The sequence below is a fragment of the Micromonospora sp. WMMD812 genome, assembly GCF_027497215.1.
Lineage (GTDB): Bacteria > Actinomycetota > Actinomycetes > Mycobacteriales > Micromonosporaceae > Micromonospora.
On the sequence record NZ_CP114904.1, the window covers coordinates 6,283,248 to 6,296,895 of the forward strand.

The window sequence follows — 13,648 nt, forward strand, 5'->3', positions numbered from 1 at the left end:
CCGGTGGACCGGGCACGGCCGCCACCGCCGGCTGCACACCCGGTGACCGTCGACGGAGAGAGGCAGGCAGCGTGACCGACACCGCGATCCGGGAGATCCGGGTGACCGAGCCGGGCGCCGGCCCGTACGCAGTCACGATGGGCCCCGACGGCGCGCTCTGGCTGACGCTGGTCCACGCCGGCGGCATCGCCCGGGTGAGCGCGGAGGGCGACGTCCGGACCTGGTCGCTGGGCGCGCCGGGAAGCCGGCCGCTGATCATCACGCCGGGCCCGGACGACGCGCTGTGGTTCACCCGCTCCGGCGACGACCGGATCGGCCGGATCACCACCGGTGGCGACCTCAGTTCCGTGGCGCTGCCGCCCGGCACCGGGCCGTGCGGCGTCATCACCGGGCCGGACGGCGCGCTCTGGTACGCGGGAATGACCTCCGACACCGTCGGGCGGGTCGCTGCCGACGGCACGGTGACCGCGTTCCCGTTGCCGGTGACCGGGGCGTTCGCCTCGATGGTCGCCGCCGGGCCGGACGAGGCGGTCTGGTGCACGCTCAACCAGGCGAACGGGATCGCCCGGGTCGGCCTGGACGGCGCGGTCACCCGGTACCCGCTACCGACCCCCGACGCGGGTCCCGTCGGGATCGCCGCGGGCGTCGACGGCGCGATCTGGTTCGTGGAGATCGCCGCCGGTCAGCTCGGCCGGATCGAGCCGGGCGGCCGGATCCGGGAGTACCCGTTGCCGGACCGCTCCGCCCGGCCGCACGCGATCGTCGCCGACCCGGTCGGCGGCGCCTGGTTCACCGAGTGGGGCGGCAACCGGATCGGGCACGTCGACCCCGCCGGCCGGATCGAGACGTACGACCTGCCGACGCCCGGGTCCGAACCCCACGGCCTCACCCTCGGCCCCGACGGCACGGTGTGGGCCGCCCTGGAGATCGGCCACCTGGCCCACCTCGCCCCCTGAGCCGGGGCCGGCGCGGGGTCAGCGGACGGCGGGGGTGGCCGTCAGGGTGCCGGCTTCGGTGTCGAGGGTGGCTTCGGTCCCGACCGGGACGGTGAGCTGGCCGACCCCGTGTCCGATCGGAAGGCCGCCGAGCACCGGCACGCCGAGGTCGCCGAGGCGTTCGCCGAGCACGTCGGCCACGGTCACCGACCAGCCGTCCCTGCAGTCGGTGAACTGCCCGACCGCCACCCCGGCCAGGCCGTCCAGCGCGCCGGCCCGACGCAGCTGGGTGAGCATCCGGTCCACCTTGTACGGGGGCTCCTGCACGTCCTCGATCAGCAGCACCGCGCCGGTCAGGTCCGGCATGTCCGGGGTGCCGAGCGAGGCGGCGATCAGGCAGAGGTTGCCACCGAGCAGCGGGCCGGTGGCGCGACCCGGGACGCGTACGGGGAAGGTCTCCTCCTCGGCCGCCGCCGTCACGGTCACCGGCTCGGTGGTCATCAGCGCGGCGTGCAGGGACTCGGCCGAGCGGAGCGGAGTCCGGTCGTCCAGCCACGCCGCGCCCGGCCCGTGGACGCCGGCCAGGCGGGCACCGCGCCAGAGCGCGAACTGGAGCGCCGTGATGTCGGAGAACCCGGCCACCACCTTCGGGTCGCGCCGGACGGTGGCCATGTCGATGGCGTCCACCACCCGCTGCGCGCCGTAGCCGCCGCGGGTGCAGATCACTCCGCGCACCTCCGGGTCGGCGAAGGCGGTGTTCAGGTCCGCCGCCCGCAGCGCGTCCGCGCCGGCCAGGTAGCCCTGCCGGGCGTACGCGTTCGGTGCCAGCACCGGGCGCAGCCCCCAGCCCGTCAGCAACTCCACGCCGCGCGCCACCCGCTCCGGCCGGGTCGGCCCGGAGGGCGACACCAGCATCACCGTGTCGCCGGGGCGCAGCGCGGGCGGGCGGACGACGGCGGACTGATCGGGTGCGGTGTGGTCAGGCACAGCGGCTGAGCCTAGTCGGGGCGGCGGGCCCCCGGCGGCGGCACCGGACCGCCGGCGGGTGATCCGGCGGTGGGCGGGTCGGGCGAACCGGCGGTGGTGGGTCGGGTGATCCGGCGGCGGCGCGCCCGGTGGAGCCGTTCGGAGACCGGGCGCGCCACCGGCTAGCCTCGACAGCGTGGCAACCGCGTTGGTGATCGAGAACGACCCGACCGACGACCTGCGCCGGCTGGGTGAATGGCTGACCGAGGCCGGCCTGGAGCTCTGGGTGGTACGCCCGCACGCCGGTGACGAGCTTCCCGCCGATCTCGAGGGCTACGCGGCGCTGGTGGTGCTCGGTGGGGAGCAGCAGGCGTACCCGCTGCCGGACGGCTCGCCCGGCGCGCCCTGGTTTCCCGCAGTCGAGGGGCTGCTGCGCAAGGCGGTCCGGCACCGGGTGCCGACGCTGGCCATCTGCCTGGGCGCGCAGCTGCTGGCCACCGCGCACGCGGGCACGGTCGAGCGCAGCCCGTCCGGGCCGGAGATCGGGCCGGCCGTGGTGGGCCGGCGGGACGCCGCCGAGACCGACCCGCTCTTCCGGTACGTGCCGTTGATCCCGGACGTGCTCCAGTGGCACTCCGACGAGATCACCGAACTGCCCCACGGGGCCACCCTGCTGGCCGCGTCCACCCGCTATCCGCACCAGGCGTTCCGGCTGGGCGACCGGGCGTGGGGGCTCCAGTTCCACATCGAGTGCGACACCGCCATGATCGCCGACTGGGCCACCGACTCCACCCTCCTCGCCGAGCTCGACTACGACCCGGAGCTGGTGGTGGCCGCCTGCGCCGCGGTGATGGTCGACGTCGAGGAGGTGTGGCAGCCGTTCGCCGCGCGGTTCGCGGCGCTGGCCCTCGGCGAGCTGGACGACGGCGCGGCCCGGCGCAGCCTGCCACTGCTCGGGCACTGATGAGCCGGCCGACCAGCGCACCCGGCCGGCTGGCCCGGTACGGCTTCGGCGCCACGCAGGGCGACGGCGGTGCCCGGGCTGCCGACCTGCTCGGCCCGGACGGGCTCGGCCTCTGGCGGCTCGACGCGCAGGAGCCGGCGGACGAGCGGGCGGCCGAGCTGCTCTCCGCGCTGTCCCGGGCGGCGGACCCGGACCTGGCCCTGCGCCAGCTGCACCGGATCGTCGAGGCGGAACGGCGCGGGGTACCGGCCGACGGTGGCTCGGCGCTGCTGGACGCGCTGCACGACGACGCCGGACTGCGCCGGCGGGTGATCGCCGTGCTCGGCGCCTCCTCGGCGCTCGGCGACCACCTCGTCGCCAACCCGGACCACTGGACCGTCCTGCGCACGACGGCCGACGGCTGCGCGCCCGCCGCCGACGGGCGGCTGGAGCCGATCGGCGACGGCAACCCGATCGCCGCGCTGCGCCAGGCGTACCGGCTGGCGCTGCTGCGGATCGCGGCGGCGGACCTGACCGGCGGTCGCGGGCTGGAGCAGACCATGGCCGCGCTCTCGGCGCTGGCCGACGCCACCCTCTCCACGGCGTACGGGGTCGCCGTGGACGAGCTGCCGGAGGGCACGCCGGAGCCGCGGCTCGCGGTGGTGGCGATGGGCAAGTGCGGTGGCGACGAGCTGAACTACGTCTCCGACGTGGACGTCATCTTCGTCGCCGCCGAGGACGACGACCTGGCCGCCGCCACCACGGTCGCCACCCGGCTGATCCACATCTGCGGGCTGGTCGCCTGGCCGGTGGACGCGGCGCTGCGCCCGGAGGGCAACCGCGGGCCGCTGGTGCGCACCCTCGCCAGCCACGTCGCCTACTACCGCCGCTGGGCCCGCACCTGGGAATTCCAGGCGCTGCTCAAGGCCCGGCCGGCCGCCGGCGACCTGACGCTGGGCCAGGAGTGGATCGACCAGCTCGCCCCGCTGGTGTGGCGGGCCGCCGAGCGGCCGGAGGCGGTCGAGGACGTCCGGGCCATGCGCCGGAAGATCATCGACAACATCCCGCCGAAGGAGCTGGAACGCGAGATCAAGCGCGGTCCGGGCGGTCTGCGCGACATCGAGTTCGCCGTCCAGCTGCTGCAACTGGTGCACGGGCGGGGCGACGAGTCGCTGCGCGCGCCGGGCACGATCCCGGCGCTGCGGGCCCTGGTCGCCGGCGGCTACGTCGGCCGGGCCGACGGTGAGGCGCTGCTGCGCAGCTACCGCTTCCTGCGCGCCGTCGAGCACCGCCTTCAGCTGCAGGGCCTGCGGCGTACGCACACCGTGCCGACCGAGCCGGCCGCGCTGCGCTGGCTGGCCGCCGCGCTGGACTTCACGGCCACGCCGGGGCGCAGCGCGGTCGAGGAGTTCCGCGCCGAGTGGGTCACCCACGCCGCCGAGGTACGCCGGCTGCACGCGAAGCTGCTCTACCGGCCCCTGCTGGAGGCGGTGGCCCGGGTGCCGGCCGACGGGCTGCGGCTCACCCAGGAGGGAGCCCGGCACCGGCTGGAGATCCTCGGCTTCGCCGATCCGGGCGGAGCGCTGCGCCACCTCCAGGCGCTCACCGGTGGCCTGAGCCGCACGGCCGCGATCCAGCGCACCCTGCTGCCGGTGCTGCTCAGCGAGTTCGCCGACGCGCCGGAGCCGGACCGGGGGCTGCTCAACTACCGGCAGGTCTCCGACAAGCTCGGCAGCACCCCCTGGTATCTGCGGCTGTTGCGGGACTCCGGTCCGGTGGCCCGCCGGCTGGCCCGCGTGCTCTCCTCCTCCCGCTACGCCGCCGACCTGCTGGCCCGGGAGCCCGAGGCGCTGCGGCTGCTGGCCGAGGAGAACGAGCTGGTGCCGCGTCCGCGGGAGGTGCTGGTCGACGGCTTCACCGCGGCGGCGGGCCGGCACGCCGACCGCGTCGAGGCGACCCGCGCGGTCCGCGCGCTGCGCCGCCGGGAACTGGTCCGGATCGCCTGCGCCGACGTGCTGTGCCGGGCCGGCTCGCTGGCGCCGACCCCGCCCCCGGCCCGCTCCGACGACGGCGGCCGCTCCGAAGACCCCGGCCACGCCGTCCCGGGACTGGCCGACATCACCGCGGTGGGCAACGCGCTCGCCGACGTCACTGACGCCACGCTGGCCGCCGCGCTGCGGACCGCCCGGGCCGCGCAGCCGGCGGTGCCCGGGCTGCGGTTCGCGGTGATCGGCATGGGCCGGCTCGGCGGTTTCGAGTCGAACTACCTCTCCGACGCCGACGTGCTCTTCGTCTACGACCCGCCGGCCGGGGTGGACGAGCGCGCGGCCGGTGACGCCGCGCACGGCATCGCCGAGGAGCTGCGCCGCCTGCTCGGCATGCCCGCGCCCGACCCGCCGCTCGGCGTGGACGCCGACCTGCGCCCGGAGGGCCGGCAGGGGCCGCTGGTACGCAGCCTCGCCGCGTACGCCCAGTACTACGCCCGCTGGTCCCGGGTGTGGGAGGCGCAGGCGCTGCTGCGGGCCCGCTTCGTCTGCGGCGACGCCGACCTGGGCGCCGAGTTCGAGGCGCTGGTCGACCCGGTCCGCTACCCCGCGGACGGGCTGAGCCGCGAGCAGGTGGTGGAGATCCGCCGGATCAAGGCGCGGGTGGAGAACGAGCGGCTGCCCCGGGGGGCCGACCCGGCCACCCACACCAAGCTGGGCCGGGGCGGGCTCGCCGATGTCGAGTGGGCGGTGCAGTTGCTCCAGCTCCGGCACGCGGGCACGCTTCCGGCGCTGCGCGGCACGCGTACGCTCGACGCGCTCGCGGCGGCCCGCGACGCCGGCCTGGTCGACGAGGCGGACGCCGGGGCGATGGCGGCCGGCTGGACCCTCGCGGCGCAGGTCCGCAACGCGCTGATGCTGGTGCGTGGGCGGGCCGGCGACCAGTTGCCGCGGCACGGGGTGGAGTTGGCCGGGGTGGTGCGGCTGCTCGGCCGGGACGACCCGGGCGAGTTCCTCGACGAGTACCTGCGCACCGGCCGCCGCTCCCGTTCCGCGATGGAACGGGTGATGGAGGCGTAGGACCCGCCGGTCGGCGAGGTCAGCTGCCGAGCGTGTACTCGCCGGGGCCGGGAACCTCGACGCGGGTCCAGTCGCCGTCGGGGCGGACGCTGGCGCCGCCCGAGACGGTCAGCCAGCGGCTGTGCCGGATCCGCACCGGAACCGTCCCGGCGGCCGTCGCGCGCAGCGTCACCGTGGCGGCGTCCTGGCGGACCAGTTCGCCGGGCGCGCCGACGATCGGCGTCGGGTCGGTGACCGCCCACACCCGCCAGTGCGGGCCGGACCAGACCGGGGTGAGGTACGGCAGCCCGCCGGTGACGAGTTCCGCCTCGGCCCGGCCGACCCAGGACAGCGGGGCGTCCGGCAGCGCGACGTACTGCACGGCGTTGGCGCTGAGCCAGTCCCGGTAGGTGGCGGCGGTCAGCGGGACGCCGGTGCCGGGCGCGCCGGGCACGGTCGTGAAGAAGAGCGGGTTGCGGTCGATGTCGGCCTGGCGCAGCCAACCCCGGGCCAGCGGCACCTCGCCGAGGCTGGCGGCCTCCCAATAGTTGCGGGTGGGCGGCACCTCCACCCGGCCGGTGAGCGGCTGCCCGGCCAGCCAGGAGCGCAGCGGGGCGAAGTACCCCGGCCGGCTCGTCGGGTCGCCGGCGCTGCGCAGGTCGGCGGGGACCACCGGTGGCTGCCAGACGCAGACCGCCGCCAGCAGCGCCGCCAGGCCGACCCCGGCGGCGACCCGCCGACGCGGGGCCCGGGCCTCCGGCGGGCCGGCCGAAGCGCTCGGCCGGGACCGGCGTCGGGACAGCCACCCGGCGAGCCGGGCCGGCGGGCGCGCGGCGGCGGCCAGGACGGGCAGCGCGAACATGATCACCAGCCGGGTCGCGTTGAGGCCGACCGGGGTGTGCGCCAGGGCGGCGGCCAGCACCCCGGCCGCCGAGAGCAGCGCTCCCGCCCGGACCGGTCGGTACGCCACCAGCGCCGCCACCAGCAGGCTGGTCACCGTCGCCCGGAGCGCGTCGGTGCGGCTGATGTTCATCCAGCCGCCGTCGGCGAACAGCAGCCCGGTCGCCCCGAGCGGCAGGGCCGCCGCCACGCCGAGGGTGAGGCCGTCGGCGTACCGGCGGGTGAGCAGCAGCGCGGCACCGGCCAGGCCGACGAAGAGGCCGGCCACCGGGCTGGTCGCGGAGGCGAGCAGCGCGCCGGCCGCGGCGAGGGCGAGCCGCGTCCAGGGGCGACGTCCGTCGCCCGGGCGGCCGGCGGGAACGGTGAGGGCGAGCAGCGCGCCGAGCCCGAACGCGACGCCGAGCCCGTAGGTGACCCGGCCGGAGACCAGGTTGCCGGCGACGGTGACCACCCCGACCAGGCTGCCGAGCAGGGGCCGGGGCACCCCGTTGCGGACCAGCAGCGCGGCGAGCGCGGTGGCCGCCGCGACCAGGGCGAGCGCGCCGGTGACCCGGACGCCGAGCAGCGCCATCACCGGCTGGGAGACCAGGCTGTAGCCGAACTGCTGGACCCCGCCGTACCAGCGCAGGTCGACCGGGGCGGCGCCGTGCGCGGCGAAGAAGTCGGCCCGGGCCACCTGAGCGGCGAGGTCCGAGCCGAGCCGCGGCAGGGCCAGGTAGAAGGCGCCGAGCACGGCGGCGGAGCCGGCGGACACCGCCACCACCCGACTGCTCCGCATGCCCACCTCCGTACCGCGACAACCGTACTGGCAGCATGTCCGGCGTGCCTCACCACCTCGCGCGCTGGACCGGGCTGGCGGGATCGGCGCTGCTCGCCGTCGCCGCCGTGCTCGGCGGAGTGCTGCCCCACGGAGACCTGCGGTCCACCCCGCTCAGCATCTGGCAGGGCCCCAACGGTCCGTTGATCATCTTTGCCTGGCTGATCGGCACCGGCCTGCTGGCGCACGCCTGGTGGTCGCTGCGGGACGCGGAGCTGTCGGCCCGGTGGGTCCTGGTCACCGCCGGGCTGTGGCTGCTGCCGCTGCTGTTCGCGCCGCCGCTGGGCAGCCGGGACGTGTACGCGTACGCCTGCCAGGGCGCCAGCTACTCGGGCGGGATCAACCCGTACGAACAGGGCGTCTCCGCCCTGCCCTGCCCCTGGCTGGACACCATGTCGTACATCTGGCGGGACACCCCGGCCCCGTACGGCCCGCTCTTCGTCGTGCTCTCCGGCGCGGTGGTGTCGGCGACCGGCTCGCTGATCGCCAGCATCGCGCTGTTCCGGCTGCTCGCGGTGGCCGGGCTGGCGCTGACCGCGGCGTGCCTGCCGGTGCTGGCCCGACGCTGCGGCGTGCCGGCCGGCCGGGCGCTCTGGCTGGCGCTGGCCAGTCCGCTGGTGGCGGTGCACCTGGTCTCCGGGGCGCACAACGATGCGATCATGGTCGGCCTGCTGGTGGCCGGCCTGGCCGTGGTGGCGTCGCGGCCGGGCCGCCCCGGCCCGCTGCTCGCCGGCGGCGCGCTGCTCGGGCTGGCCGCCGCGATCAAGGTCACCGCCCTGGTCGTGGTGCCGTTCGCGGCGCTGGCCGCGATCGTCGGCGGGTACTCGATCCGGGCGCTGATCCGCCACGGCGGCTGGGTGGTCGCCGGCGCGGTCGGTGTGGTCGTGGCGGTGACCGTCGCCGCCGGGCTCGACTTCGGCTGGATCAGCGGCCTCGAACAGGGCAACCTGGTGATCGCCTGGACCTCGCCGTCCACCGCGGTCGGGCAGACGATCGGCTACCTGGGCCTCCCGTTCGGCTGGCACGGCGACGCGCTGCCGGTGACCCGGGCCATCGGCATGGCCGTGCTCGCCGTGCTGCTGGTGTGGCTCTGGTGGCGGGCCCGCAGCCGGGATCCGCTGCCGCACGCCGGCCTGGCGCTGGCCGCCACGGTCGCCCTCGCGCCGCTCTTCCACCCCTGGTACTGGACCTGGCCGCTGACCGTGCTCGCGGCGACCACGCTGCACGCCCGGTGGGCGGCGCTCGTCGCGCTGGTGTCGTCGTTCCTGGTGCTGGCGGACGGCACCGGCCTGGCGAGGTACTCCAAGACCGTCGGTGCGCCGCTGATGACGCTGTTGGTGATCGTGGTGGTGGTCCGCTTGGTACGGTCGGCTCGGGCGGCCCGCCGGCCGGTCGCCGTGGAGTGAGGGAGGCGCGTCGGTGACCGGCGCACGTCCGTTCCCGGCCGGCCGTCCCGGGCCGCCGGGCGAGGCCGTCGACGGCCGGGCCCGCTGGGCGCGGTACGCCGGCCTGACCGGCGCGGCGCTGCTCGCGGTGGCCGGCTACCTCGGTGGGGCGTTGCCGGCCGCGCCGCTGCGGGTCACGCCGGTGAGCATCTGGCAGGGCCCGCACGGGCCGATCGTCCTCGGCGCCTGGCTGATCGGCACGGTGCTGCTGGTCGGCGCCTGGTGGTCGCTGCGCCAGGGCGCGCCGTCGACCGGGTGGGCGTACCGCACGGCCGGGCTCTGGGCGGTACCGCTGCTGGTCACCCCGCCGATGGGCAGCCGGGACGTCTACTCGTACGCGTGCCAAGGCTGGACGTACGCGCACGGCCTCGACCCGTACGCGACGGGGGTCGCCGCGGCGGGGTGCCCGTGGCTGGACACGGTGGCCCCGATCTGGCGGGACACCCCGGCCCCGTACGGCCCGCTCTTCGTGCTGCTCGCCGCGCTGGCGGTGCTCCTCGGCGGCGGGCTGACCGGCACGATCGTGCTGCTGCGGCTGATCGCCGTGGTCGGGGTGCTGCTGGCCGCGCTCTGCCTGCCGGGACTGGCCCGGGCCGCCGGGGTGCCGACCCGACGAGCCGCCTGGCTGCTGCTCGCGTGCCCGCTGGTCGGCGTGCACCTGGTGGCCGGCGCGCACAACGACGCGATGATGCTCGGGCTGCTCCTGCTCGGCCTGCTGGTGCTGGTCCGCTACCCGGGCCGGCCTCGTCCGCTGGTGATCGCGGGGGTGCTGCTCGGGCTGGCGGTCGCGGTGAAGGCGAGCGCGCTGGTGGTGCTCCCGTTCGCCGCGCTGGCCGCGCTGCTCGGCCGCTACACCGTACGGGCGTTGCTGCGGGACGCCGGCTGGCTGGCCGGCGGGGTGGTCGCCGCGCTGCTGGCCACGTCGCTGCTGTCCGGCCTGGGCCTGGGCTGGGTCGGCGGGCTGAGCCGCAGCGGGGAGTCGGTGCAGTGGACCTCGCCGCCGACGGCGGTCGGCTTCGTCGTCGACTACGCCGGGGCCCTGTTCGGCCGGGAGCCCGACGCGGTGCCGGTGATCCGGGCGGTGGCGCTGGTGGTGCTCGCCGGCCTGCTGGTGGCGCTCTGGTGGCGGGCCTGGGCGGCGCTGCGCCGCCTCAACGACGCCCGGCAGCGGGTGGCCCGGCTGGCGGCGGCCCGTTCCCAGGTCACACTGCGCCTCGCCGGGCTGGCGCTGGCCGCCACCGTGGTGCTCGCGCCGGTGTTCCACCCCTGGTACGCCACCTGGCCGCTGGCGCTGCTCGCCGTGGCGGTGGCGACGCGGACCACCTGGTTCGTGCTGCCCTGCGCGGTGGCCAGCTGCCTCACCCTGCCGGACGGCACCAACCTGGCCCGCTTCACCAAGGCCCCCGGCGCGCTCGCGATGACCGCCCTGCTCCTCGTCCTGCTGACCGTGACCGTCACCCGCCGTCTACGCGCATCCCGCGCCCCCACTCCCACCCCCACTCCCACCCCCACCCCCGAACCCCCCTCCAGTCGATCATGAGGTGTGCGGCGTCGGAGATCTCGGAATCCGCCGCACACCTCATGATCAACGCGTGGTCGGCGGGGGCGGGTGGGAGTGGGGTGCGGGTGGGGGTGGGAGTGGGGGGGCGAGGGGGTTAGCGGGGGGTGCCGCAGGTGGGGCACGGGGCGGGGCGATGTGGGCGGGTTGGGTGGCGACGGAGGGCGAGCGCCAGCGCCAGCAGCGCGGGGCCGACCACCCCGATCATGGCGGCCGTCGCGGCGAGCTCGGACCAGACCGCGATGGTCTCGCCGACCCCGTCCAACGCTCCGGCCAGCGGCTGCAGCGCGAGCAGGCCGACGGGGGTGAGCAGGAGCAGCGCCGCCCAGACGCCTCGGTGGTCGGCGCGCAGGGCGAGCCCGGCCGCGAGCAGCAGCGCCACCGTGAGCAGCGCGACGGTGGCCTGCGGCAGCACCCACGACGCGAGGTAGTAGGTGCCGCCGAAGTTGTCCGGGGACAGCAGGTGGACGTTGCCCCCCGCGAGGGCGACGGTGCCGACTCCGATCAGCGGCACCACCCGCAGCGGCGCCGGCAGCGCCTCCGGCGCGCCGAGCGCGACGAGGCCCAACGCCACCTGTGGCAGCAGGACGAACAGCGGCGGGCGTGGCAGGCCGACGAGCGGGGCGGCGGGGACGAGGGCGAGGGTGACGAGCAGGGCGAGCGCGACGGCACGGCGGAACCACCGGCCGGGGGCCAGGGCGTGCACCACCGCGGCGAGCAGCCAGGCGATCCACGCGCCGATGCCGAGCGAGACGAACGGTCCGGCGGTTGGCACGGACAGGCTGGTCGGCGCGGGGCGCAGCTCCAGCACCGACCAGACCGCGGCGAGCACGGTGGCGGTGAGGAACGCGAGGATGGCGGCGAGGCGTACGCCGGGGAGCAGGTCGGCCGCGCCGGCGGCCCGCAGCCGCTGGCGGAGGCCGCCGCGCACGAGGTCGGCGGCGTCCGCGGCCGACGGCCAGCGCTGGTCCGGCCGGGCCAGGTCGAGGTAGGTGCCGACGATCTCGGCACCGCGCGAGCGGCGGTAGTGCGCGGGGTACGCGGACAGCAGGCGCAGGTAGCGGCGCTCCAGGTCGCTCATGCCAGCCCTCCGGCGGTACGTGGGGCGAGCGGCCGGGTGGCCCGGGCACGCGCCCGAAGGCGGCTGGTGGCCGCCTCGACGTTGCGGCGCAGCCGCTCGGTCTCGGCGCTGAGGGTGGCGTCGCCGGCGGGGGAGAGGCGGTAGTACCGGCGCAACCGGCCGTCCACCACCTCCTCCCGGTCGACCTCGACGAGTCCGGCGTCGACCAGCCGGTCGAGCGCTCCGTAGAGGGTGCCCGGGCGCAGCGAAACGCGGCCGTCGGAGAGGGTGGCGACCTTACCGATCAGACCGTAGCCGTGCATCGGTTCGCCGGCGAGCGCGGTGAGGATCAGGAAGGTGGGTTCCCGGAGGGGCGTGTCCATGTCCGGCAATATAACGGACGCGAAGGTATATCGGAAGGCGTTACAAACGGGATCCGCGGGAAAAGTGGCCGGGCCGGCTCCGCGTGGTGCGGAGCCGGCCCGGGCCGGGATGACGTGAACGCTCAGCAGTCGAAGTACATGGCGAACTCGTGCGGGGTCGGGCGCAGGCGCACCGGGTCGACCTCGTTGGACCGCTTCCACTCGACCCAGGTGGAGATCAGGTCCGGCGTGAACACGCCGCCGTCGAGCAGGTAGTCGTGGTCGGCCTCGAGCGAGTCGAGCACCGCGGGCAGCGAGCCCGGCACCTGCTTGACGTCGCCCCACTCCTCCGGGGGCAGGTCGTACAGGTCCTTGTCGATCGGCGCCGGCGGCTCGATCTTGTTCTTGATGCCGTCCAGACCGGCCATCAGCATCGCCGAGAAGGCGAGGTAGACGTTGGCCGACGGGTCGGGAACCCGGAACTCGACCCGCTTGGCCTTCGGGTTGCTGCCGGTCACCGGGATGCGGGTGCAGGCGGAGCGGTTGCGCTGCGAGTAGACCAGGTTGACCGGCGCCTCGAAGCCCGGCACCAGGCGACGGTACGAGTTGACCGTCGGGTTGGTGAAGGCCAGCAGCGACGGGGCGTGGTGCAGCAGGCCGCCGATGTACCAGCGGGCGGTGTCCGACAGGCCGGCGTAGCCGGTCTCGTCGTAGAACAGCGGCTCGCCGTTGAGCCAGAGGCTCTGGTGGGTGTGCATGCCGGAGCCGTTGTCGCCGAAGAGCGGCTTCGGCATGAAGGTGGCGGTCTTGCCGCTCGCCCAGGCCTCGTTCTTCACGATGTACTTGAAGAGCTGGAGCTGGTCGCCGGCGTGCAGCAGGGTGGAGAACTTGTAGTTGATCTCGGCCTGGCCGGCGGTGCCCACCTCGTGGTGCGAGCGCTCCACGGTGAAGCCGGTGTCGATCAGCCGGCGCACGATGCTGTCGCGCAGGTCGGCGTAGTGGTCGACCGGGGGCACCGGGAAGTAGCCGCCCTTGTACGGGGTCTTATAACCCCGGTTGCCGCCCTCCTCCTCGCGGCCGGTGTTCCACGCGCCCTCGATCGAGTCGATGTAGTAGAACGCCTGGTGCGCGGAGGTCTCGTGGCGGACCGAGTCGAAGATGTAGAACTCGGCCTCGGGGCCGAAGTAGGCGGTGTCGGCGATGCCGCTGGCCGCCAGGTAGGCCTCGGCCTTCTTCGCGACGTTACGCGGGTCGCGGCTGTAGGCCTCGCGGGTGAACGGGTCGTGGATGAAGAAGTTGAGTGCGAGCGTCTTCTGCGCCCGGAACGGGTCGATGAAGGCGGTGGCGACATCCGGGAGCAGGAGCATGTCCGACTCGTGGATCGCCTGGAAACCGCGGATCGACGAACCGTCGAAGGCGAGGCCGTCGGTGAAGAGGTCGTCGCTGACGGACTCCACCGGCAGGTTGAAGTGCTGCATCACGCCGGGGAGGTCACAGAAACGTACGTCGACGAACTTCACGTCCTCGTTCTTGAGGTATCGCAGCAGTTCCTCGGGGTTGGCGAACACACGTCCTCCTGGCACGTCCAGTAGGTGGCTAGGCTTCTGACGACGCTATG

General features: G+C 75.5%; 10 protein-coding genes. 5 read left to right on the forward strand and 5 right to left on the reverse strand.

Translation table 11 applies throughout. The annotated features are described in order from the left end of the window. The first annotated feature begins 71 nt into the window (after nt 1-71). Nucleotides 72-956, forward strand: coding sequence for a virginiamycin B lyase (locus tag O7603_RS29150; protein WP_281572926.1), 885 nt, complete (start codon nt 72-74; stop codon nt 954-956). Nucleotides 957-974: 18 nt separating this feature from the next. Here O7603_RS29150 and O7603_RS29155 read toward each other — a convergent pair whose 3' ends face one another. Next, the gene (locus O7603_RS29155; protein WP_281576853.1) at nt 975-1,850 is read right to left on the reverse strand and encodes an LD-carboxypeptidase; all 876 of its coding nucleotides are present in this window, start codon (nt 1,848-1,850) and stop codon (nt 975-977) included. Nucleotides 1,851-2,097: 247 nt separating this feature from the next. On the opposite strand from O7603_RS29155, the gene O7603_RS29160 reads away from it, so the two are divergent. Continuing rightward, a complete protein-coding gene (locus O7603_RS29160) occupies nt 2,098-2,865 on the forward strand; it encodes a type 1 glutamine amidotransferase (RefSeq protein WP_281572927.1) in 768 nt (255 codons plus the stop codon). After that, a complete protein-coding gene (locus tag O7603_RS29165; RefSeq protein WP_281572928.1) occupies nt 2,865-5,909 on the forward strand; it encodes a bifunctional [glutamine synthetase] adenylyltransferase/[glutamine synthetase]-adenylyl-L-tyrosine phosphorylase in 3,045 nt (1,014 codons plus the stop codon). The genes O7603_RS29160 and O7603_RS29165 overlap by 1 nt, the downstream gene beginning before the upstream one ends. A gap of 19 nt (nt 5,910-5,928) precedes the next feature. Here the strand turns inward: O7603_RS29165 and O7603_RS29170 are convergent, their stop codons facing one another. Next, nucleotides 5,929-7,566: a hypothetical protein gene (locus O7603_RS29170; RefSeq protein ID WP_281572929.1), complete on the reverse strand. Its 1,638-nt coding sequence runs from the start codon at nt 7,564-7,566 to the stop codon at nt 5,929-5,931. A 44-nt stretch (nt 7,567-7,610) separates the two neighbouring features. Here O7603_RS29170 and mptB (O7603_RS29175) point away from each other — a divergent pair, with 44 nt between their 5' ends. Beyond that, nucleotides 7,611-9,011, forward strand: coding sequence for a polyprenol phosphomannose-dependent alpha 1,6 mannosyltransferase MptB (gene mptB, locus O7603_RS29175; protein WP_281572930.1), 1,401 nt, complete (start codon nt 7,611-7,613; stop codon nt 9,009-9,011). Between the two features lie 13 nt (nt 9,012-9,024). Next, nucleotides 9,025-10,590 (forward strand): polyprenol phosphomannose-dependent alpha 1,6 mannosyltransferase MptB, encoded by a 1,566-nt coding sequence (gene mptB, locus O7603_RS29180; protein ID WP_281572931.1) that lies wholly within the window; start codon nt 9,025-9,027, stop codon nt 10,588-10,590. 115 nt (nt 10,591-10,705) lie between these two features. On the opposite strand, the gene O7603_RS29185 is transcribed toward mptB (O7603_RS29180), so the two are convergent. The 3 genes from O7603_RS29185 to glnA all read right to left on the reverse strand — a co-directional run bounded on the left by O7603_RS29185 (nt 10,706) and on the right by glnA (nt 13,598). Further along, entirely contained in the window at nt 10,706-11,689 is a 984-nt protein-coding gene (locus O7603_RS29185; RefSeq protein ID WP_281572932.1) for a hypothetical protein, read from the reverse strand. Then, on the reverse strand, nt 11,686-12,051 hold the full coding sequence (locus O7603_RS29190; RefSeq protein ID WP_281572933.1) for a helix-turn-helix transcriptional regulator: 366 nt from the start codon (nt 12,049-12,051) through the stop codon (nt 11,686-11,688). Before O7603_RS29190 ends, O7603_RS29185 begins: the two co-directional genes overlap by 4 nt. A 122-nt stretch (nt 12,052-12,173) precedes the next feature. Continuing rightward, complete coding sequence (gene glnA / locus O7603_RS29195) at nt 12,174-13,598, reverse strand: type I glutamate--ammonia ligase (RefSeq protein WP_281572934.1); 1,425 nt, start codon at nt 13,596-13,598, stop codon at nt 12,174-12,176. Nucleotides 13,599-13,648: the final 50 nt, after the last annotated feature.